Annotated in this window: 20 protein-coding genes; 10 read left to right on the top strand and 10 right to left on the bottom strand. The window is 66.7% G+C overall.

All coding sequences use genetic code 11. From position 1 onward, the window contains the following. Positions 1-17 precede the first annotated feature (17 nt). The 4 genes from ATE59_RS05790 (at position 18) to ATE59_RS05775 (ending at position 3,945) form a co-directional block, all read left to right on the top strand. Positions 18-1,076: an alpha/beta fold hydrolase gene (locus tag ATE59_RS05790; RefSeq protein WP_231737192.1), complete on the top strand. Its 1,059-nt coding sequence runs from the start codon at positions 18-20 to the stop codon at positions 1,074-1,076. Continuing rightward, a complete protein-coding gene (locus tag ATE59_RS05785; RefSeq protein ID WP_058811547.1) occupies positions 1,073-1,423 on the top strand; it encodes a DMT family protein in 351 nt (116 codons plus the stop codon). The genes ATE59_RS05790 and ATE59_RS05785 overlap by 4 nt, the downstream gene beginning before the upstream one ends. A gap of 13 nt (positions 1,424-1,436) precedes the next feature. Then, positions 1,437-2,609: a carboxynorspermidine decarboxylase gene (locus ATE59_RS05780; RefSeq protein WP_058811546.1), complete on the top strand. Its 1,173-nt coding sequence runs from the start codon at positions 1,437-1,439 to the stop codon at positions 2,607-2,609. Positions 2,610-2,754: 145 nt separating this feature from the next. Then, positions 2,755-3,945 (top strand): type III PLP-dependent enzyme, encoded by a 1,191-nt coding sequence (locus ATE59_RS05775; RefSeq protein WP_058811545.1) that lies wholly within the window; start codon positions 2,755-2,757, stop codon positions 3,943-3,945. 76 nt (positions 3,946-4,021) lie between these two features. On the opposite strand, the gene ATE59_RS05770 is transcribed toward ATE59_RS05775, so the two are convergent. Both ATE59_RS05770 and ATE59_RS05765 read right to left on the bottom strand, forming a co-directional pair. Next, positions 4,022-4,453 (bottom strand): EF-hand domain-containing protein, encoded by a 432-nt coding sequence (locus tag ATE59_RS05770; protein WP_058811544.1) that lies wholly within the window; start codon positions 4,451-4,453, stop codon positions 4,022-4,024. Positions 4,454-4,544: 91 nt separating this feature from the next. Beyond that, positions 4,545-5,054, bottom strand: coding sequence for a hypothetical protein (locus ATE59_RS05765; RefSeq protein ID WP_058811882.1), 510 nt, complete (start codon positions 5,052-5,054; stop codon positions 4,545-4,547). Positions 5,055-5,226: 172 nt separating this feature from the next. Here ATE59_RS05765 and ATE59_RS05760 point away from each other — a divergent pair, with 172 nt between their 5' ends. The 5 genes from ATE59_RS05760 to ATE59_RS05740 all read left to right on the top strand — a co-directional run bounded on the left by ATE59_RS05760 (position 5,227) and on the right by ATE59_RS05740 (position 9,483). Further along, positions 5,227-5,937: a response regulator gene (locus tag ATE59_RS05760; RefSeq protein WP_058811543.1), complete on the top strand. Its 711-nt coding sequence runs from the start codon at positions 5,227-5,229 to the stop codon at positions 5,935-5,937. Then, the gene (locus ATE59_RS05755) at positions 5,930-7,216 is read left to right on the top strand and encodes an ATP-binding protein (RefSeq protein ID WP_231737191.1); all 1,287 of its coding nucleotides are present in this window, start codon (positions 5,930-5,932) and stop codon (positions 7,214-7,216) included. The genes ATE59_RS05760 and ATE59_RS05755 overlap by 8 nt, the downstream gene beginning before the upstream one ends. A gap of 138 nt (positions 7,217-7,354) precedes the next feature. Beyond that, positions 7,355-8,515, top strand: a complete 1,161-nt coding sequence (locus ATE59_RS05750) for a CaiB/BaiF CoA transferase family protein (RefSeq protein ID WP_058811541.1) — start codon at positions 7,355-7,357, stop codon at positions 8,513-8,515. Positions 8,516-8,606: 91 nt separating this feature from the next. Further along, complete coding sequence (locus ATE59_RS05745) at positions 8,607-9,038, top strand: MAPEG family protein (protein WP_058811540.1); 432 nt, start codon at positions 8,607-8,609, stop codon at positions 9,036-9,038. 10 nt (positions 9,039-9,048) lie between these two features. Next, complete coding sequence (locus tag ATE59_RS05740; RefSeq protein WP_003043707.1) at positions 9,049-9,483, top strand: MAPEG family protein; 435 nt, start codon at positions 9,049-9,051, stop codon at positions 9,481-9,483. Positions 9,484-9,573: 90 nt separating this feature from the next. Here ATE59_RS05740 and ATE59_RS05735 read toward each other — a convergent pair whose 3' ends face one another. Genes ATE59_RS05735 through ATE59_RS05700 form a run of 8 tightly spaced genes read right to left on the bottom strand, consistent with a single transcriptional unit; the run spans position 9,574 to position 19,398 of the window. Further along, the gene (locus tag ATE59_RS05735; protein WP_058811539.1) at positions 9,574-10,773 is read right to left on the bottom strand and encodes a class I SAM-dependent RNA methyltransferase; all 1,200 of its coding nucleotides are present in this window, start codon (positions 10,771-10,773) and stop codon (positions 9,574-9,576) included. A 14-nt stretch (positions 10,774-10,787) separates the two neighbouring features. Continuing rightward, positions 10,788-12,146 (bottom strand): NAD(P)H-hydrate epimerase, encoded by a 1,359-nt coding sequence (locus tag ATE59_RS05730; protein ID WP_058811538.1) that lies wholly within the window; start codon positions 12,144-12,146, stop codon positions 10,788-10,790. A gap of 34 nt (positions 12,147-12,180) precedes the next feature. Then, positions 12,181-12,567 (bottom strand): hypothetical protein, encoded by a 387-nt coding sequence (locus tag ATE59_RS05725; protein WP_058811537.1) that lies wholly within the window; start codon positions 12,565-12,567, stop codon positions 12,181-12,183. After that, positions 12,564-14,423, bottom strand: coding sequence for a dihydroxy-acid dehydratase (gene ilvD / locus ATE59_RS05720; protein ID WP_058811536.1), 1,860 nt, complete (start codon positions 14,421-14,423; stop codon positions 12,564-12,566). Before ilvD ends, ATE59_RS05725 begins: the two co-directional genes overlap by 4 nt. 60 nt (positions 14,424-14,483) lie before the next feature. Then, entirely contained in the window at positions 14,484-15,215 is a 732-nt protein-coding gene (locus ATE59_RS05715) for an N-formylglutamate amidohydrolase (protein WP_058811535.1), read from the bottom strand. Continuing rightward, positions 15,212-16,060, bottom strand: coding sequence for a 4-(cytidine 5'-diphospho)-2-C-methyl-D-erythritol kinase (locus ATE59_RS05710; RefSeq protein ID WP_058811534.1), 849 nt, complete (start codon positions 16,058-16,060; stop codon positions 15,212-15,214). The genes ATE59_RS05715 and ATE59_RS05710 overlap by 4 nt, the downstream gene beginning before the upstream one ends. Before the next feature lie 7 nt (positions 16,061-16,067). After that, the gene (locus ATE59_RS05705; RefSeq protein ID WP_058811533.1) at positions 16,068-17,699 is read right to left on the bottom strand and encodes a tetratricopeptide repeat protein; all 1,632 of its coding nucleotides are present in this window, start codon (positions 17,697-17,699) and stop codon (positions 16,068-16,070) included. A gap of 43 nt (positions 17,700-17,742) precedes the next feature. After that, complete coding sequence (locus tag ATE59_RS05700) at positions 17,743-19,398, bottom strand: electron transfer flavoprotein-ubiquinone oxidoreductase (RefSeq protein WP_003043723.1); 1,656 nt, start codon at positions 19,396-19,398, stop codon at positions 17,743-17,745. A gap of 118 nt (positions 19,399-19,516) precedes the next feature. Here ATE59_RS05700 and ATE59_RS05695 point away from each other — a divergent pair, with 118 nt between their 5' ends. After that, a complete protein-coding gene (locus ATE59_RS05695; protein ID WP_058811532.1) occupies positions 19,517-20,302 on the top strand; it encodes a uracil-DNA glycosylase family protein in 786 nt (261 codons plus the stop codon). Position 20,303: the final 1 nt, after the last annotated feature.

Below are 20,303 nucleotides of genomic sequence, written 5' to 3'. Positions count from 1 at the left end.
TTTTTGCATTCATCACGATGATCGCTCTCACTGCGCCCGCCGCCGCACAGACCGCCGATCCCTATGCCGACGCGCGCGCGATTGTTGCCGACATCGGCAGGATCGTTACCCCGAACGGTGTGCAGGAGACGTTCGAAGCCACGCTGGGCGGCGCGCGGCAGGTTGTGAACGTGCGCGGCGCAGACCGCGACAATCCGATTCTTGTCTTCGTTCACGGCGGCCCCGGCGCCGTCGAAATGCCCTTTGCATGGGCGTTCCAGCGGCCGTGGGAGGACGTTTTCACGGTCGTCCAGTACGATCAGCGCGGCGCCGGGCGCAGCTATCCGCTGAACGATCCGGTGGCGCTCGCGCCGACGATGACGCCCGAGCGTTACCGCGACGACGCCATCGAATTGATCGAACTGCTGAAGAAACGCTATGGGAAGCGCAAGGTCGTCCTGATGGGCCACAGTTGGGGCTCGATCGTCGGCCTGTCGGTCGCGGTCAAACGCCCCGATCTGCTCTACGCCTATGTCGGCGTCGGCCAAGGCATCGACTTTCGCGAGGGCGAGAAAGCCGGCATGGCCTGGACACGTGCAAGGGCGCTGGCCGCCGGGAACAAGGAGGCCGTTGCAGCGATCGACGCGCTCGCGCCCTATCCGCAGGGCGACTTCACGATCGCGAAAGCCGATGGCTGGCGCAAATATGCGATCCCCTACGGCTCGCTGATCTACGACAAGCCCGATCTCAAATATTATTTCCAGACCCCGCGGCTCTCACCCGAATATACCGCAGCCGACGTTCAGGCGTGGGGCAAGGGCAGCGAATTTTCGGTGACGACACTGTGGCCGCGCCTTGCCGATGTCAGCTTCCGGGGCGTGCACAAGATGAACGTCCCGATCGTCTTCCTCCTCGGCCGCCACGACTATACTGTTCCCTCGCCCGTTGCCGCCGACTGGTTCGCGCAGGTCAAGGCGCCGTCGAAGACGCTCGTATGGCTCGAACATTCGGCGCATATGCCGATGGTCGAGGAGCCGGGACATTTCTTCGCCGCATTGCTGAACAACGTGCTGCCGCTGACGAAAGAGAAGAAATGATCGCCCATCTTCTACCGATCGGCCTGCTGTTCGTTTCGAACATCTTCATGACCTTCGCTTGGTATGGTCACCTCGGCGACATGTCGCGGCCGATCTGGCTCGCGGTGCTGCTCGCCTGGGGGCTTGCCTTCTTCGAATATTGCCTGGCCGTTCCGGCGAACCGGATCGGCTATAGCGTCTACACCGCCGCCGAACTCAAGACCTTGCAGGAAGTGATCACGCTCATCATCTTTGCGGGCTTCGCGGTCTTCTGGCTCGGCGAAAAGCTGACGGTGAATCATCTCGTCGGCTTTTCGCTGATCGCGGCGGGCGCCTTTTTCATCTTCAAGGGGCCGATCGCGGCCTGACAGGAACGATATCATGGAAACCCGTGCCGGCGACCCCGGAGCCTTTGCCCATTTTGACCTCGATCGCGTCCCCTCGCCGGCCTTCGTCGTCGATGCGGCGAAGATTCGAGCGAACCTGTCCGTCCTTCGCCACATCGGCGACGCATCGGGCGCGCGCGTGCTTGCCGCGCTCAAGGCCTTTTCGATGTGGCCGCTCGGCGCCACGGTCGCGCACTATCTCGACGGAGTGTGCGCCTCGGGGCTTTACGAAGCCAAACTCGGCCGCGAGGAATATGGCGGCGAGGTTGCAACCTATTGCGCAGGCTACAAGGAAGCCGATCTACCCGAAATAGCGGCGCTGTCCGATCATCTGATCTTCAACTCGCCGGGACAGATCGCGCGCTTTCGGCCGCTGCTCGACGAATTGCGCGCCAAGGGCGCGACGTTCGATGTCGGGTTGCGCATCAATCCGCAGCATAGCGAAGGCGATGTCCCCAAATATGACCCCGCGGCACCGTGCAGCCGGCTCGGCTTTCCGATCAGCCAGCTTTTGCCCGAACATATGAACGGCGTCGACGGCGTGCATATGCACACGCTGTGCGAACAGGATTTCCCTCCGCTCGCGCGCACCTGGGCGGCGGTCGAACCGATGCTGCGCCCCTTTTTCCGCCAGCTCAAATGGATCAATTTCGGCGGTGGCCACCATGTGACGCGCGCCGACTACCAGACGGACGATCTCATCGCCTTCCTGAAGCAGGTGCGCGCATCGACCGACTGCGACGTGATGATCGAACCCGGCGAAGCCGTCGCGCTCGACGCAGGTATCCTGGTGGGCGAAATCCTCGACCTGTTCGACAATGGCATGGCGATCGGCATCACCGACATTTCGGCGACCTGCCACATGCCCGACGTCATCGAGGCGCCCTATCGCCCCGCGATGCTGGGGGAGGAAGATACGGGCAAGCCGGTTCGGCTCGGCGGCCCGTCCTGCCTCGCGGGTGATGTGATCGGCGACTACCGACTGCCCGGTGGCGCGCGCATCGGCCAGCGCTTCGCCTTCCTCGATCAGGCGCATTATTCGATGGTGAAGACCAATAGCTTCAACGGCGTCCCGCTGCCGTCGATCTGGCTATGGGACAGCGAGAGCGACGAACTGAGGGAGATACGGCGCTTTTCCTATGAGGATTTCAAAACGCGGCTCGGTTGAACGCCAGAAGTTAACGCGCGGTCCGATAAGGGTCTTTACAGGGGGACCCCCCCGCCATATATGCGCACCCCGCTGCCCCAGGGGGACTTCCAATAACCGCAAGGCAGCCTTTGATGTTTAACGTTAATTTTGGGGGTCCCTTGAGTTGCACCAGCATCATAGCGCCCACGGGCTGATTCAGGCACTTTCGCCGGTCGAACCTGTTACGCTTGTCCGCCCGCACGCCGCGCGGCGCGCAGCGCGTTTCTTCATCGAGCGATTTCCCGGCACGACCATGTATGCGGTCAAGGCGAATCCGTCGCCCGATCTGCTGCGCGTGCTGTGGGATTCGGGCGTCACCCATTATGACGTCGCCTCGATCGCGGAAGTGCGTCTGGTCGCCCGCACGCTGCCCGGCGCCACCCTGTGCTTCATGCACCCGGTCAAGGCCGAAGAAGCCGTGCACGAAGCCTATTTCAAACATGGCGTGCGCACCTTCTCGCTCGACACGATGGACGAACTTCAGAAAATCGTCCGCGCGACAGAGGGCGCGCAGGATCTCAACCTGCTCGTCCGCCTGCGCGTCTCGTCCGATCATTCGAAGCTGAGCCTCGCCGCCAAATTCGGTGCCGAGCCCGAAGATGTCGCCGAACTGCTGATGGCGACCCGTCAGGCGGCCGATGCTCTGGGCATCTGCTTCCACGTCGGCAGCCAGGCGATGACGCCGCACGCCTATGCGCAGGCGATGGAGCGTGTGCGCGCGGCAATCGTGGCGGCCGCGGTGACGGTCGATATCATAGATGTCGGCGGCGGCTTTCCGTCGTCCTATCCGGGCATGGAGCCTCCGCCGCTCGACGCCTATTTCGACACGATCCACCGCAGCTTCGAAAGCCTGCCGATCAGCTATTCGGCCGAGCTGTGGTGCGAACCGGGCCGCGCGCTGTCGGCCGAATATAGCTCGCTGATCGTGCGCGTCGAAAAGCGCCGCGGCGAAGAGCTTTATATCAACGACGGCGCCTATGGCGCGCTGTTCGATGCCGCGCATGTCGGTTGGCGCTTCCCCGTTTCGCTGATCCGCGAGACGGCGAGCGACGAGATGACGGCGTTCAGCTTCTATGGTCCGACGTGCGACGACCTCGACCATATGGCCGGCCCCTTCTATCTCCCGGCCGATGTGAAGGCCGGCGATTTCATCGAGATCGGCATGCTCGGCGCCTATGGCTGCGCGATGCGGACGCGGTTCAACGGCTTCGGTGCCGAGGAAACCCACGTCGTCAGCGACGAACCGATGGTGAGCCTCTACACCGGCGAAGTCGAGCAGGAACGCCGCAGCGCGACGGTGACGAAGCTCTTCTGAACCGGCCGAAAAAGCCAAACAAAAAGGGCTGGCGCAGCGATGCGTCGGCCCTTTTCCGTTGCGTCTGCAGGTCGGGCTACCGCACTTTCGCCTTTTGCCCCAACGCCTGCAGTTCAACCTTGCTGACCTGATTGTCGCGGTTGCTATCGGCGGCATCGAACATCGGCATCGGCCCGCCGACGAACTCGGCGCGCGAGATGCGACCGTCGCGATTCTTGTCGAAATCGCGGCGGAGCTGCGTCAGGCGATCACTATCCCAGCGCGACCGCGCCAGCGCGGGCAAGTCGTCCTTGCTGAAATAGCGATCGCCGTTGCGATCCATCTTCGCCCAGCGGCCGACGCGATATTGCTGAAACTCGGCGCGGCTTACGGCGCCGTCGCCGTTGCGGTCGGCGTCGCGCAATTCCTGCGCCGCGCGTTCGAAATCGCCGCCGGGCGCGGCCAGCGCACCTGTTGCCGGGAGAAACGCGGCAAAGGCGGCAAGCGGGAAGACAATCCTGATTCGCATAAATATCCTGATAGCGCTTCGATGCCGTTACGGGAGGGGCGATGGGGACGCCCCTCCCAACCGGGGTGGGTCTGGAGGGGGGAGGCCCCGGTTAACGGCAAGGGATGACGGCACCCGACGCGTCGGTGCAGGTTCCACTGTGAACAGGCTTGCCCGTCGCGGGGTCGATCGTCGTCGATCCCGAATAGCTGGTGCCGGTGGTCGAATTGGTGGCGCTCGTCGAACGGCCGCCCGACCAGCTCCCGTCGGCCGCGCGCGCGACCGCGCCGCTGCTGTCGAAGGTGCCGCGCGCGCCGGTGGCCGAAGCGCTGCCGCTGTGGGTCAGCGAACCGTCGGGGTTGACCGTCGTCGTCGACTGTCGCCTGCCTTTGCTTCCATTGGCGCCGCGGAACGCGCCGCCCGAGCGCGTTGTCACCGATCCATCGCCGTTCTGCACAGCGCCGCGGCCGCGGATCACGCCGCCCTTGGGCCCGGCGCTGCCGGCGACGACGCCGTTCGAACCGCGGGCGCGGAACGAACCCTGTCGGGCCTCGGCGGCGGTAACGGCCGCCAGCGCGGCGGTGGCGACGAAGGCGGTCAAAATGCGGGCGGGGGTGTTCATCGATTTCATCCTTCCTGATAGTGAAGACGAACATCCAATGCCCCTGCCCTGTATCGCGGCGATGTCGGCCAAACGCGACTGTGCGGCAAAATGCGACAGGGGTGCCGCTTCGACATGCTTTGTCACATCTTTCGCTCTGGCGACGGTGCCACGGGGCTGGCATGTCGGGTCCATGGACGCCAAGGCACCCCGCATCCTGATTGTCGACGACGATCCCGAACTGCGCGCGTTGCTCCAGCGCTTTCTGGGCGAGCATGGTTTTGCCGTGCGCGCGGCCGACGGCGGCAAGGCGATGGATATCAGCCTGACGCGCGATCCGGCCGACCTGATCGTGCTCGATCTGATGATGCCGGGCGAAGACGGGCTGGCGATCGTGCGCCGGCTGCGCGAGCGCGGCGAGACGATCCCGATCATCATGCTGACGGCGCGCGGCGATCCGGTCGACCGTGTGCTCGGCCTGGAAATGGGCGCCGACGACTATCTCGGCAAACCTTTTCTCCCGCGCGAGCTCGTTGCGCGCATCAATGCGCTGCTGCGCCGCCTTTCGACCGACCGGGCGACGCTGCGCGACGAGGTGGTGACCGTCGGTCCCTTCGTCATCAATTTTTCTGCGATGTCGGTGCACCGCGAAGATCAGGCGCTGGCGCTCTCGTCGCGCGAATTCGCGCTGCTCGCCGCGCTCGCGCGGAGCGCCGGGCGGCCGCTCAGCCGCGCGCAGCTGATCGACCGCGCGCTGGGGCGCGATGCCGAGGTGACCGACCGGGCGATCGACGTGCAGATCGGCCGTCTCCGCAAGGCGATCGGCGACGATGCCGCCAATCCCCGCTTCATTCGGACGATATGGGGCGTCGGCTATGTGCTGGCGCCGGGCACCGATGCTTAGGCGGCTGCTCAGCCGCAACGTCGCGATGCTGATCGGCGTCGTGCTGGCAGGGCAATTGCTCGCCGGGCTGCTGGTACAGATATGGGTAATCGGCCCGCAAACGACCCGCGTCGCCGACGTGACCGCCGACATGATCCATGCGCTGTCGACGACAGTGGGAAATCTCCCTGCCGAGCGCCGAGCAGCAGTCATCGCCGATCTCAGCGACGGATCGCGTTTGTTGATCCGCCCGGTTTCCGATCCCCCGACCGACGGGCAGCGTTTTCCCACCTTCATTGAATACAGGTTCATGCGCGCACTCGCCGCGCGCCTGACGACGCAGCACAAGCTCGACTGGATTACCGACACGCGCGGGCGGCTGTGGATCAGGCTTGCGCTCGGCCCCGACGATTATTGGGTCAGCGTGACGCCGCCGCGTCGGCGCAGCGCGATGACCAGCCTGCTCGCCGCACTCGCGGCGGCCTTCCTCGTCGCGACAATCGCCGGCCTGTTCCTGCAGCGCCGGCTCGATCGCCCGCTGCGCCGGCTCGCCGCTTCGGTCGATGCCTATGACCCCGAACGCCTGTCGCCGCCCGTTGCAACCGACGGCCCCGCCGAGGTCGCGGCGGTTGCGACCGCCTTCAACCGGCTGACCCAGCGCCTGGCCCGCAACGATGCCGACCGCGCGTTGATGCTCGGCGGCGTCAGTCACGACCTGCGCACCCCGCTTACCCGCCTTCGCCTGTCGCTCGAGATGATCCGCGGCGACGACGAGCTAAGGAATGTCGCGGTGCGGCAGGTCGACCGCATCGAAGCGATGCTCGGCCAATTTCTCGATTTCGCGCGGGGGTTCGAATCCGAAGCGATCGTACGCACCGATCTCGCGCCGCTGCTGCGTCAGGTCGTCGCCGATTGTGGGGCAACCGACAGCGCGACCATGTCGCTCGGCGACAATATCGTTATTCGCACGCGCCCGCACGCGCTAGCCCGCGCCGTCGCCAACCTCCTCGGCAACGCGCTGCGCCACGGCGCGGCGCCGATATCGCTTACCGCCCGGATCGAGGGCGACCGGCTGGGCATCATGATCCGCGATGCCGGGCCGGGGCTGTCAACCGAGCAGGCAGACGCAATGCTGCGCCCCTTCGCCCGCGGCGATAGCGCGCGTGGCGGCGACGGTGCGGGCTTGGGGCTGGCGATCGCCGACCGCGCCGTCCGGGCGATCGGCGGGCGCTTGCACTTTGCCCGCGACAGCGAGGGCTTCGCCGTGATGATCGATCTTCCGCTCGCAATAGACAATTGATCCGCTGGCGGATTTGCCCTTCCGTTTTGTTCCGCAACCATTCTATCGTGGCGGCGAAAAGCAAATGGGAGGACAAGCTATGCGGACGTCATCGGCACGATCGGGGCGGGGGCGTGCGCAGACAGGGACCGTGCGGGCATGACCATGCTGTCGGGCATCCGCATTATCGACCTGACGACGGTCATCTTCGGCCCCTATGCCACGCAGATGCTCGCCGATCTGGGGGCCGAGGTCATCAAGGTCGAGGCACCGGGGCTCGGTGACGTATCGCGCTATCTGGGGTCCGCGCGCAGCGACCCGACGATGGGATCGATCCATCTGACCGTCAATCGCGGCAAGCGCTCGATCGCGCTCGATCTCAAGCAGCCCGCCGATGCCACCGTGCTGCGCGATCTGATCGCCGGAGCCGACGTCTTCTTCCACAACGTCCGCGGCAAGGCGATCGAGCGGCTCGGTTTCGACTATGCGAGCTGCAAAGCGCTGAAGGACGATATCATTTACGTCCATGGCACCGGCTTCGGCCAGAATGGCCCCTATGCCGACCTTCAGGCCTATGACGACGTCATCCAGGCGGCGACGGGGACGACCAGCCTCTTGCCGCGCGTCGATGGCGACCCGCGCCCGCGCTATTTCCCCTCGCTGATCGCCGACAAGATCGCAGGCCAGTTCGGCGCGCAGGCGATTCTCGCCGCGCTGGTCCACAAATTGCGCACCGGCGAAGGCCAGGCCGTCGAAGTCCCGATGTTCGAATGTTTCGCGGCTTTCATGCTCACCGAGCATCTGCGCGATGCCGCGCTCGATCCGCCGATCGGACCTGCCGGCTATCCGCGCCAGCTCGATCCGACGCGCCAGCCCTTCCCCACCGCCGACGGCTATCTGGCGATCGTACCCTATACGCCCGAATCGACCGCGCGGCTGATGACCTTGCTGGGCAGCGAGGCGCTGCTCGCAAGTCCGGCGTTCGAAGCGGCGCGCGCCGCCGGAACCCATATGTCGCTCGTCTATGCCGAAATCGCGTGCAAGACGCCGGAGAAGACCAATGCCGAATGGCTGGAAATCTTTGCTGCCAACGATATTCCGGCGATGGTGGCGCGCGATCTCGATGATGTGATCGACGATCCGCATTTGCGCGCCTCGGGCTTCTTCCACCGGCGCGAACATCCCGATGTCGGCGCCTTTTTCGAGATGCGGTCGCCCGTGCGCTATGGCGCCGCGCCGCATGTCGAACCCCGCTTCGCGCCGCGGATCGACGGCGACGGGGCCGCGCTCCGCGACGAATTGGCGCGCGGCGCACCCTGACATCAGTTTCCGTTGCATATTGCGACGCACGCCCTAGCATCGCGCGCAGGCGGCCAGGTCGTGAACGAGCCGCGAGGACAAGGGGGACTTTATGCCAGGAAATCTGCTGGCGGCCGGCGCGGTGCTCGTGCTCTGGACGCTCATCATGCTCGTCTGGGTTGCGGCAACGCGCTTCCCGGCGATGGCGAAGGCCGGAATCGACGTCAAAACGGCGCAGCCCGGCGGGCGCGGCGCCGATCTGGAGCCGGTGTTGCCGCCCGGCGTGAACTGGAAATCACACAATTACACGCATCTGCTCGAACAGCCGACGCTCTTCTACGCAGTGATCGTGTTTCTGCACCTGTCGGGTGGTGACACGGCGCTGACGCAGGGCTTTGCCTGGGCCTATGTCGTGCTGCGCATCGTGCACAGCCTGTGGCAGGCGACGGTCAACCGGGTTCCGGTGCGTTTCGCGCTGTTTGCGCTGTCGACATTCTGCCTGCTCGCGCTGTCGGTGCTGGCCGTTATCGCAACCTTGGGCTGAGGGGGATATCATGGACACGAATGCAATATTGGGGCCGGTCGCGACGCTCGCGCTCTGGTCGATGGTCATGTGGGTGTGGATGTATGCGACGCGCATCCCGGCGATGAACCGCGCCAAGATCGACGCCAAGAATCTGGTCGGCACCACCGGGCGCGGGCTCGACGAGGTGCTTCCGCCCGAGGTGCAGTGGAAAGCGCATAATTACAACCATCTGATGGAACAGCCGACGGTCTTCTATGCCGTCGCGCTGGCGCTCGCGGTCGGCGGCATGGGCGGCGGGCTGAACGCCCAGATCGCCTGGGCCTATGTCGGCCTGCGTATCGTCCACAGCATCGTGCAGGCGACGGTCAACCGCGTGATGTGGCGCTTTGCCATCTTCGCGCTAGCCAGCCTGGCGCTGATCGCGCTGTGCCTGCACGCCTTCATGGGCTTTGTGCTGCATTGATTTGAAGGACACGTCGCCCCCGCGCAGGCGGGGGTCGCTGTCGAGGTAGCACTGGATAGCAAGCGGCCCCCGCCTGCGCGGGGGCGACGCTTATCTGGAGAACCGCGCCGCCAGTTCCACATGGGTCGACCAGCGGAACTGGCCGACGGGTTGTACCCAGTCGAGCCGATAGCCGCCCGCGACGAGCAGCTTCGCGTCGCGGGCGAAGCTCGCCGGATTGCAGCTGACATAGGCAATCACCGGAGTCGATGCGGCGGCAAGCTGCTTCACCTGCTCCTCGGCGCCGGCGCGCGGCGGGTCGAGGATCACGGCGCCGAAGCGGTCGAGTTCGGCAGGTACCAGCGGCCGCCGGAACAGGTCGCGATGCTCGGTCGCGACGAGCGCCCGCGCGCGGTTTGCAGCGCCGGTCAGCGCGGCGATCGCATCGCGCGCGCCCTCGGCGGCGTAAACTTTCCGTCCCGCCTGCACCGATAGCGCGAAGGTGCCCACGCCCGCGAACAGATCGGCCACCGCAGGCGCATCGCCGATTGCCTCGCGCGCCGCGCCGAGCAGAGCCGCTTCGCCCGCAGTCGTCGCTTGCAAAAAGGCAAAGGGCGGTACTTCCACGGCAATGTCGCCGAAGCACACCGTCGGCGGTTCGGGCTGCCACAGGATTTCGAGCCCATCGCCCTGATCGATCGCAAAACGCGCTAGAGCATGGGCGCCGGCAAAATCCTGCAGCGCCATCGCGGCGTCGAGCCCCTCGGCCTTCACCCCTTCGAGGATGAGTTCGACGCCCTGATCGAGCCGTTGCAGCTTGACCTTCACCGGGCGCCGCTGCGGCGCGATAAGCCCGAGCAGATTGCGGATCGGGGCGATCAGCGCGAACAGTTCGGGCGCGAGCAACGGACATTCGCGCATGTCGACGATCTGATTGCTCTGCGCGGCGTTGAAGCCGATCGCGACCTGCTTGCCCGCCTTGATCGCGGTGAGGACCGCGCGGCGGCGGCTTTGGGGCGGCGACAGATGCGCGGGGCGGACATCGCCCGCCGTCACCTGCTGACCGGCGAGCGCGCCGGCCACGCGCTCGCGCACGAAATCGGCGAGTGCCGCTTCGCTGACATGCTGAAGTTGGCAGCCGCCGCATTTGCCGAAGTGCCGGCAAACCGGGGTCGCGCGGCTCGGCCCGGCGACGAGTGTTCCGTCGGCGCCCACTTTGTCGCCGGGAACCCCGCCCGCGACGTGGCGACCGTCGGCGGTTACGCCGTCGCCGCGCGCGGCGATGCGGACAATCAGGTCGGATTCGGTCACGGGTACAGCTTTCGTCAGAACGGCGCGGCGACGAGATCGTCGGCGACAAGGCCGGCGCCTATACGCCGCGCCTGCGCAATATGCCAGCCGACGGCCGCGACCGCGGCATCGAAGGGGTCCCCGCCGCGCGCCAGCATCGCCCCGCACGCCCCCGCCAGGACGTCGCCGGTCCCCGCCGTCGCGAGCCACGGGCTGCCGGGCCAAGCCGCGCATATCCGCCCATCGGGCGCAGCGACCACCGTGTCGGCGCCCTTGTAGATCACCACGGAATGCGCCTGCGCCGCCGCGGCGCGCGCTCGGTCGATCTTGCTGCCGGTCGCCTCCGGAAAGGCGCGCGCGAACTCGCCCGCGTGCGGCGTCAGGATCGCGCGTGTGTCTCCGCCTTCGAGATGGGGCAGCGCGGCCGGGATCGCCGCCGCATCGAGCACCAGCGGCGTCCGGCTTGCCAGCGCGGCGGCCAGTTGTTCATCGAGTGCAGCGCCGGCGGGAAAGCCGGGTCCGATGACGAACGCGCCGACACGCGGATCACCGAGCCATTTGGCAAAGGCGTCGCCCTCCTCGACGATGACCGCCGACAGCGGCGCCGGGCGATCGCCTTCGAGCACGACATAGCCCGCCCCGGCGCGCAGCGCCGCCGCCGCACTCAGCGCCGCCGCGCCTTGCATCGGGCCCGACGCGATCAGAACCATGCCTCGACTATATTTATGCGCATCGGGGGCGGGCACTGCGCGCGTCGGAGCAGGCAGCGTCTGCATATGGCGGTCCGCCGCAATCCCGATCGGTGCCAGCAGACAGCGCCCGCAGGCGGGTGCGGTCGGCAGCAGCACATGCGCAGGCTTGAGCGCGCCGAGCGCCAGCGTCACGTCGGCAGCGAGCGGCGGCAGCCAGTCGGCATCGCCGTCGCTCGCCACCCCGCTCGGCACATCGACCGCCAATATCCGCCGCCCGGAAAAGCGCCGCAGCATCGCCGACAGATCATCGGCCAGCGGCCGCGTCAGCCCGACGCCGAACAGCGCATCGACGATCAATGGCGCCGAAGCGATATTGTCGGTCAGGCTTTCGACGGGCCCGTCCCAGGCATCGCGCGCCGCCTTGGCAAGATCGGTGGCCGGAGGCGCGAGCGCAGCCACGCGCACCGCGGCACCGCGGGCCTTGAGCCGGCGCGCCGCGACATAGCCATCGCCGCCATTGTTGCCCGGACCGCACAGGATCAGGATCGGCGCGCCTGCCGCCATGCGCCAGGCAAGATCGGCGACCGCCGCCCCCGCGCGCTCCATCAAATCCCCAAGCGACACGCCCGCGCGCGCCGTCGCGGCCTCGGCCTCGCGCATGGCGGCGGCGGTCAGGATCGGTGCATCGGCGGGAACGGACATGCCCTTTCCTACCATGCGAGCAGGAAAAGTCGCGCTACTTCGCGCCGCCGGTGTTGGCAGGCAGCCGGTAGCGGTCGGGGCCGACCGCAACCTCGATCACCCCGTCGCCGATCACCGTCACCTTCGCCGGGTCGACGCCGTCGGCCGAAACGACCCCGCGGCCATCGGTTGTCACCTGCAGGCGGCGGTAGCCGCTGTCGCTGCGCCCGACGATCAGGATTGTGCCGTCGGCGCTGCTCATTTCGGCAATGGTGCAGGTGCGGTCGAACAGCTTGGCGCCGCCAAGCGCGCAATCGATCCGTCCGCTGATCGCGGCGTCCTTCGATCCCTGCGCTTCGGCCTCTGCCAGCGCGCCATTGTCGGGACCGGCATTGCAGCCCGCCAGAACGAGCAGCAGCCCTGCCCCCGCGATCGATTTCATCCCTTGCCCTTCAACTGCGACAGGTCGCGCACAGCGCCGCGCGCCGCACTCGTCGTCATTGCAGCATAGGCCTGAAGTGCTACCGAAACCTTGCGCGGGCGCGGCTTTTCGGGTTGCCACGCAGCCTCACCTTGCGCCTCCATCGCGGCACGACGCGCGGCCAGTTCGGCCTCGGATACCGCCAGCGTGATAGTGCGGCTCGGGATGTCGATCTCGATCCTGTCGCCATTTTCGACCAGCCCGATCGTACCGCCTTCGGCAGCTTCGGGCGAGACGTGGCCGATCGACAGCCCCGACGTGCCGCCGGAAAAACGCCCGTCGGTGATCAGCGCGCAGGCGGCACCCAGCCCCTTCGATTTGAGGTAGCTCGTAGGATAGAGCATTTCCTGCATCCCCGGCCCGCCCTTGGGCCCTTCGTAGCGGATGACGACGACATCGCCCGCCTCGACCTGTCCGGTCAAAATGCCCGCCACCGCCGCATCCTGGCTTTCATAGACCTTCGCGGGGCCGGCAAATTTCAGGATCTTGTCGTCGACCCCGGCGGTCTTCACGATGCAGCCGTCGAGCGCGAGATTGCCCGACAGCACGGCGAGGCCGCCATCCTTGCTGAACGCGTGCGTTGCCGAGCGGATCACGCCATTTTCGCGGTCGAGGTCGAGCGAATCCCAGCGCCGGTCCTGACTGAACGCCGTCTGCGTCGGCACGCCGCCGGGCGCCGCGAGGTAGAAGGTCTGCACCGCCGGATCGTTGGTGCGCGCAATGTCCCATTTGTTGAGCGCGTCTCCCAGCGTCGCGCTGTGCACCGTCGGCAGATGCGCGTGGAGCAGCCCCGCGCGTTCAAGTTCGCCAAGGATCGCCATGATCCCGCCCGCGCGGTGAACATCCTCCATATGGACGTCGCTCTTCGCCGGCGCGACTTTCGACAGGCACGGCACGCGGCGCGACAGCCGGTCGATGTCATCCATCGTGAAATCGACCTCCGCCTCATGCGCGGCGGCAAGCAGGTGGAGCACGGTGTTCGTCGATCCGCCCATCGCGATGTCGAGGCTCATCGCATTTTCGAACGCCTCGAAACTCGCGATGCTGCGCGGCAATACCCGCTCGTCCCCTTCCTCATAATAGCGGCGGCACATGTCGACGATCATCGCGCCGGCGCGCAGGAACAGCGCCTTGCGGTCGGCATGCGTCGCGAGCTGCGATCCATTGCCGGGCAGCGACAGGCCCAGCGCTTCGGTCAGGCAGTTCATCGAATTGGCGGTAAACATGCCCGAACAGCTGCCGCAGGTCGGACAGGCGGACCGTTCGACCGCCGCAACCTCTTCGTCGCTATAGGCTTCGTCGGCTGCGACGACCATCGCATCGACGAGGTCGAGCGCGACCTCCTTGCCCTTCAGCACCACCTTGCCGGCTTCCATCGGCCCGCCCGACACGAACACCACGGGAATATTGATCCGCAGCGCCGCCATCAGCATCCCCGGCGTGATCTTGTCGCAGTTGGAGATGCAGATCATCGCGTCGGCGCAGTGCGCGTTGACCATATATTCGACGCTGTCGGCGATCAGGTCGCGGCTCGGCAGCGAATAGAGCATGCCATCATGTCCCATCGCGATGCCGTCATCGACCGCGATGGTGTTGAATTCCTTGGCAACACCGCCCGCCGCCTCGATCTCGCGCGCGACCATCTGCCCCAGATCCTTGAGGTGGACGTGGCCGGGCACGAACTGGGTGAAGCTGTTGACCACTGCGATGATCGGCTTGCCGAAGTCGCTGTCCTTCATTCCCGTGGCGCGCCACAGGCCGCGCGCGCCCGCCATGTTGCGGCCGTGGGTGGTGGTTCGCGAACGATAAGAAGGCATTTTAGCGTCTTTCTGATAATTTTATTTCATAAAATAGCGACAGAAGGCGCCTCTACACGCCTAGCGCGGCAGAATCAAACCCAGTTTCCGGCACATATTGGCCAGCCGCTGCGCCCAGAGCGCATGCCCCGCCGGATCGCCGACCAGGTCCTGCCGCATCTCGATCCCGACATAGGGGATGCCATTCGCCTCGGCGTGGCGGTTCATCGTCGCGTTGAGCAGCTTTCCCGAATAGGGAAGCTGGTCGCCGACAATCAGCCCCTCGTCGCCGAGCGCCGCAATCGCCCCCGGCGCCAACCGCGCGTCCTCGTTATAGAGAACGCCGACATGCCACGGCCGCGCCTGCGCCGGATCGCTGGCGAGCGTGGGGGTGAAGCTGTGCAGCGACAGGATCATCGCGGGCCGATGCGCGGCGATCACCGCCGCGATATGATCGTGATAGGGCCGGAAAAAGCGCGCAATCCGTGCCTCGCGTCCGGCGTGATCGAGCGCGTTGCCGGGGATCGCATGGCCGTCGCTGGCGATCGGCACCGCGCCCGGCGCATCCTCGTCGCGATTGCAGTCGACGACCAGCCGCGACACGCCGCCCAGGATCGCCGCGTCGACCGCGCCGTTCCGGACGAGCAACGCCGCGACCTCCGCAACGCCGATGTCGATCGCGATATGCTGCGACAGCAGCGCGGGGTCGATGCCGAGGTCGATGTCGGGCGGCACGGCCGCCGACGCATGATCGCCGATCAACAGCACCCCGCCGGCGCGCGGCGTGCCCAATTGTTGCCACGCCTCGCTCATCGCAGCACCCCCGCCATCTGCCACCAGCCGGGATGGCGCACGGCGATCGTCGCCGCCGCGGCATCGCGTTCGGCGGGCGCGTCGAACAGCGCGAAACAGGTCGCCCCCGATCCCGACATGCGCGCGAGCCACGGGCCCAGTCCGCCAAGTTCGGTCAATATATCGGCGATCGCCGGGCATTGCGCGATCGCCGGGCGCTGCAAATCATTGCGCGCCGCGAACAATTGCGCGCGCAGGTCGGCGCCGGTGAATAGCGGGCCGCGATCGGTGCCGTCCCAGGCCGCGAACACCGGCCCGGTCGCGACGGGCGCGCGCGGATTGACCAGCAGCACCGGAGTCCCGCCCAGCGCCAGTTCGGGCACCGGGCTCAATTCGGCGCCGGTTCCGACGCCGAGGCAGGTCGCACTGGCGACGCAGGCGGCGATATCGGCGCCAAGCGTACCGACGAGCCGCCCGAGCGACGCTTCGCCGACATCGGGCAGGAAATGCGCCCGCACCAACCGCGCCATCGCCGCCGCATCGGCCGATCCGCCACCGATCCCCGCCGCAACCGGCAACGTCTTGGTCAGGCGGACGGCAAGCGGCGGCACGCGAGCCGCACCATAGCGATCGCGCAGCAAGGCGAGCACGCGCAGCACCAGATTGTCGGCGCCGGCGCTCAGCCCGTCGGCGAACGGTCCGTCGATGGTCAGATCATCAGCGTCCGACACCGCCGCCGCGATCGCATCGCCGCCGTCGACGAACGCGAACAATGTCTCGATCTCGTGATAGCCGTCGGCGCGCCGCGCCCGGACGTGCAGCGCGAGGTTGATCTTTGCCCAGCCGGTTTCGTGAAACAAGGTCATGGCGCGATCAGGGCGCGGTCGTTTGCGGCGTCAGCCCGCCTTCGAGCTTTGCCGCGACGCGCGCCGCCATATCCTCTTCGGCGAGCAGCGCCGCGGCCCGCCACGTATAGCGCGCGCGGAAGCGTTGCCCCGCCTTCCAATAGGCGTCGCCCAGATGCTCGACGATCACGGCATTTTCGGGCTCGCCCTGCTGTGCCTGTTCGAGCAGTTCGACGGCCTTGTCGGTGCGTCCGGTCAGGAAATAGGCCCAGCCGAGCGAGTCGGTTATGCTCGCATTCTGCGGCTCGGCCTTCCATGCCGTCTCGATCTGACCCAGCGCACGATCGACATCGATCCGCCGTTCGAGCGCGGAATAGCCGACGAAATTCAGGATCGTCGCGTCGTTCGGACGCAGCGCGAGCGCGCGTTGCATCAGCGGCGCGGCGCCGTCCCAATCCTTCGCCTGCAGCCGCAGTTCGGCGCGCGCGACAAGCAAGGTTGCGCGCAGCGGCGCGCTGTCGTCCCCGTCGCCGAGCGCGGCTTCGAGCCGCTTATAGGCCCGCTCTGCCGCCGCGGCATCGTCGCTCTGCCGCGCCAGATCGGCGAAACGGACGAGCAGGCTGCGCGGCGCATCGCCCGTGACGGCTTCCTCGGCGATCTTCACCGCCGCGGCACGATCGCCCTCCTCTGCCGTCAGCTCGGCGAGGCGCATCCGCAGAACGGGCGGCAACGGTCCGCGCAGTTCGCCAAGAAAGGCCGAGCCGTCGGCGGCGCGGTCGCTGCGCGCCAAGGCGTCGGCAAGCGCGCTGCGCGCGGTCCAGTCCTGATCGTTGAGCCAGGTCGCGGCGCGCGCGAAGGTCAGCGGCAGGCGCGCATTGCTCTTGGGCAACCGCGCAAGCGTATCGGCGACGAGCGCCAGCCAGTGGGCGGCGCCGGCCCGCGGGTTGGTGACCGCCTGTTCGGGCAGCAAGAGCAGAGGATCCTCGCGCTCACCCGCCGCCAAGGCGATACGCGAGCGCAGCGTCCCCGCCGCATCCTTCTGCCGCGCAGCATCGAGACTGGCGACGAGGCGCAGCGCGACGAGCTGGCTCAGCCTGTCCGTCGGCGTTGTTTCCAAGGCAGCGGCCACGGCAGCATCGCTTTGTCCGGCCGCAAGCTGAACCAGCGCCGCTTCGAGCGCATAGGCGGGTTCGGGGCGCCCGCGCGTCGCGGCGGCCACCAGCGCGCGTTCGGGCTGGCGCGCGCGCTGCCCGGCATCAACCCACGCGCCCAGCGCCGGATCGATCAACCGCGATATCGCATCGCCGCCCGACTTGTCGTCCTGCGCCGTCCCCAGATAGGCACGCGCGCCCTTCCAGTCGCTGCGTCGCATCGCGTCGACGACGAGCACGAGCCGCGCGTCGAACCGCTGATCGCCGCTCGCCCACAGCGCTGCAGCCGCATTGCGCGCTGCGATGAGGTCGCCGGCGTCGATCGCCCGCTCGAGCATTTCGGCGCGCAAGCCCGGCAGATCGGGCGCCTGGCTTGCGAGCGATTGCAGCGCAGCCAGCGCCTCGGCGGGATTGCCCGCTTCCTCGGCAAGCCGTGCCCGGACAAGCGCGTCGAGCGCTGCCTGATCGGGCTCGACCGCCGCCATCGCAGCGGGCGCCGCAGCCACCATCAGGGTAGCCGCCAGCGGCGCGAGAATCGATCGGCGAGCGAACTTACATATTGGGATAATTGGGGCCTCCGCCGCCTTCGGGGGTGACCCAGTTGATATTCTGGGTCGGATCCTTGATGTCGCACGTCTTGCAATGCACGCAATTCTGCGCGTTGATGACGAAGCGCGGTTCGCCCTCGTCCTGCCCGACAACCTCATAGACGCCGGCCGGACAATAACGCTGCGCCGGTTCGTCATACATCGGCAGATTATATTCGATCGGGATCGTCGGATCCTTGAGCTGCAGGTGGATCGGCTGATCTTCCTCATGGTTGGTGTTCGACAGGAACACCGAGGACAACCGGTCAAAAGTCAGCACCCCGTCGGGCTTCGGATATTCGGGCTTGGGCATCATGTCGGCGCGATAGAGCGTCGTGTTGTCGGGGTGATGCTTCATCGTGAACGGCATGCGGATGCCGAAGCTTTCCAGCCACATGGTCATCCCCGACAGGATCGTCCCCGCCAGATCGCCGAACTTTTCGACCAGCGGCAGCACGTTGCGGACGACACCCAGTTCCTTCTTCACCCAGCTGTCGTCATAGGCGTCCTGATAGGCGGTCAGCGTGTCGCCCGACCGACCGGCATTGACCGCAGCGAAAGCCGCTTCGGCCGCCATCATCCCCGACTTCATCGAGGTGTGCGTGCCCTTGATGCGCGGCACGTTGAGGAAGCCGGCGCTGTCGCCGATCAGCGCGCCGCCCGGAAAGGCGAGCTTCGGCACCGACTGATAGCCGCCGTCGCTGATCGCGCGCGCGCCGTAAGAGATGCGCTTGCCGCCCTTCAAAATCTTCGCGATTTCGGGGTGCGTCTTCCACTTCTGCATCTCCTGAAAGGGGGAGATGTGCGGGTTGCGATAGTTCAGCCAGGTCACGAACCCCAGCGCCACCTGCCCGTTCGCCTGATGATAGAGGAAACCGCCGCCATTGGCGTTGGCGTCGAGCGGCCAGCCCTGCGTGTGGATGACGCGGCCGGGGGCATGACTTGCGGGATCGATGTCCCACAATTCCTTGATGCCGATGCCATAGACCTGCGGCTCGCAATCTGCGTCGAGTGCGAATTGCGGCTTCAGCATCTTGGTCAGGTGGCCGCGCACGCCTTCGGCAAAGAAGGTATATTTCGCATGGAGCTCAAGCCCCGGCGCATAGTCGGGCTTGTGGCTGCCGTCGCGCGCGATGCCCATGTCGCCGGTGGCGACGCCCTTCACCGACCCATCGTCGTTATACAGGATTTCCGCGGCAGCAAAGCCAGGGAAGATTTCGACGCCCAGCCCTTCGGCCTGTTCGGCGAGCCAGCGGCAGAGATTGCCGAGGCTACCCGTATAGGTGCCCTTGTTGTGCATGAAGCCGGGCGTAATCAGATGCGGGACGGAGATTTTCTTCTTCTTCGTCAGCACCCAATGCTGATTGTCGTTCACCGGCACCTCGGCGAGCGGACAGCCCTGGTCGCGCCAGTCGGGAAGCAGCTCGTCGAGCGATTTGGGATCGATCACCGCTCCCGACAGGATATGCGCACCGACTTCGGATCCCTTTTCGAGCACGCAGACCGAGAGCTCGCTGCCCGCTTCGTTCGCGAGTTGCTTCAGGCGGATCGCCGCCGAAAGGCCCGCCGGCCCTGCCCCGACGATCACCACGTCATAAGGCATCGATTCCCGTTCGCTCACCTCAAAGCCCTTTCTGCCGTCCCCGCCGCGATCATTCATCGTAAGCGGCGCTCATTCTGTCACGATTTGCGATGCCTTCCAATTGACGCGCGCGTCAACCTCCTGTTTCAACATTTTCATGGGTGGGAGGAATTCAGCCTTGCTGGCGGAAAGCTATTGCGACTGGTGGTCGCTGGCCGGCGTCGATGCACTGGTCGGCGAGGTGCCGGCCGGTTGGCTCGACGTGCCTGTCGCTAATGACGCTGCGGCACCGCGGCGAAGCCCCCTCCTTGCCGAGCCCGAGGTCGCACCGCTGCCCGCCGCGCTCCAGCGCGTCGAAGCGCCTCAAAATGTCGAACCCAAGGGGCCGGTCGCCTTGCCGGGCGAATGGGACGAATTCCAGCTTTGGCTCGCCGAGCACCCCGACGTGCCGGGCAGCCAGTGGGACGCGCGCCGCGTGCTGCCGCAGGGAACGCAGGATTCGGCGCTGATGGTCCTCGCCGCCTGGCCCGAGGTCGACGATCAGCGTGACGGGACGCTCTTTACGGGACCGGCGGGTCCGTTGCTGGACGCGATGCTGCGCGCGATCGGCCTGACGCGCGGCGACTGTTATATCGCCGGCCTCGCAGTGACGCGCCCGGCGGGCGGCCGCTGCGACCAAAGCGACGCGGCGGAGCTCGACCGGCTACTGCGGCACCATGTCGCGCTGGCGCGGCCGCAGCGGCTGTTGCTCGTCGGCAGCGACATGCTGCGCCTTGCGACGGGACGCCCGCTCGCCGACGTGCGCGGAAAGTTACTCGATCTTAACCATGATGGCGGCAAAGTGGAGGCGGTGGCAATCGCGCATCCCGCGATGCTCCTCGCCCGGCCAGCGCACAAGGCGGCGGCCTGGGATAGCCTCAAACTGCTCAACCGGGGACGTTGAC

This window comes from Sphingopyxis sp. A083, from assembly GCF_001468495.1.
Classification (GTDB): Bacteria; Pseudomonadota; Alphaproteobacteria; order Sphingomonadales; family Sphingomonadaceae; genus Sphingopyxis; species Sphingopyxis terrae.
The sequence above is the reverse complement of the archived record's forward strand: the minus strand, read 5'-3'. Positions and strand labels throughout refer to the sequence as shown.

Excerpts from the sequence above, each read along its gene's own strand:
- ATE59_RS05790 (WP_231737192.1), top strand. The coding sequence starts at position 18 with ATGATCGCTCTCACTGCGCCCGCCGCCGCACAGACCGCCGATCCCTAT.
- ATE59_RS05785 (WP_058811547.1), top strand. The coding sequence starts at position 1,073 with ATGATCGCCCATCTTCTACCGATCGGCCTGCTGTTCGTTTCGAACATC.
- ATE59_RS05780 (WP_058811546.1), top strand. The coding sequence starts at position 1,437 with ATGGAAACCCGTGCCGGCGACCCCGGAGCCTTTGCCCATTTTGACCTC.
- ATE59_RS05770 (WP_058811544.1), bottom strand. The coding sequence starts at position 4,453 with ATGCGAATCAGGATTGTCTTCCCGCTTGCCGCCTTTGCCGCGTTTCTC.
- ATE59_RS05765 (WP_058811882.1), bottom strand. The coding sequence starts at position 5,054 with ATGAACACCCCCGCCCGCATTTTGACCGCCTTCGTCGCCACCGCCGCG.
- ATE59_RS05760 (WP_058811543.1), top strand. The coding sequence starts at position 5,227 with ATGGACGCCAAGGCACCCCGCATCCTGATTGTCGACGACGATCCCGAA.
- ATE59_RS05755 (WP_231737191.1), top strand. The coding sequence starts at position 5,930 with ATGCTTAGGCGGCTGCTCAGCCGCAACGTCGCGATGCTGATCGGCGTC.
- ATE59_RS05750 (WP_058811541.1), top strand. The coding sequence starts at position 7,355 with ATGACCATGCTGTCGGGCATCCGCATTATCGACCTGACGACGGTCATC.
- ATE59_RS05745 (WP_058811540.1), top strand. The coding sequence starts at position 8,607 with ATGCCAGGAAATCTGCTGGCGGCCGGCGCGGTGCTCGTGCTCTGGACG.
- ATE59_RS05740 (WP_003043707.1), top strand. The coding sequence starts at position 9,049 with ATGGACACGAATGCAATATTGGGGCCGGTCGCGACGCTCGCGCTCTGG.
- ATE59_RS05730 (WP_058811538.1), bottom strand. The coding sequence starts at position 12,146 with ATGTCCGTTCCCGCCGATGCACCGATCCTGACCGCCGCCGCCATGCGC.
- ATE59_RS05725 (WP_058811537.1), bottom strand. The coding sequence starts at position 12,567 with ATGAAATCGATCGCGGGGGCAGGGCTGCTGCTCGTTCTGGCGGGCTGC.
- ilvD (WP_058811536.1), bottom strand. The coding sequence starts at position 14,423 with ATGCCTTCTTATCGTTCGCGAACCACCACCCACGGCCGCAACATGGCG.
- ATE59_RS05715 (WP_058811535.1), bottom strand. The coding sequence starts at position 15,215 with ATGAGCGAGGCGTGGCAACAATTGGGCACGCCGCGCGCCGGCGGGGTG.
- ATE59_RS05710 (WP_058811534.1), bottom strand. The coding sequence starts at position 16,060 with ATGACCTTGTTTCACGAAACCGGCTGGGCAAAGATCAACCTCGCGCTG.
- ATE59_RS05705 (WP_058811533.1), bottom strand. The coding sequence starts at position 17,699 with ATGGTGGCTGCGGCGCCCGCTGCGATGGCGGCGGTCGAGCCCGATCAG.
- ATE59_RS05695 (WP_058811532.1), top strand. The coding sequence starts at position 19,517 with ATGGGTGGGAGGAATTCAGCCTTGCTGGCGGAAAGCTATTGCGACTGG.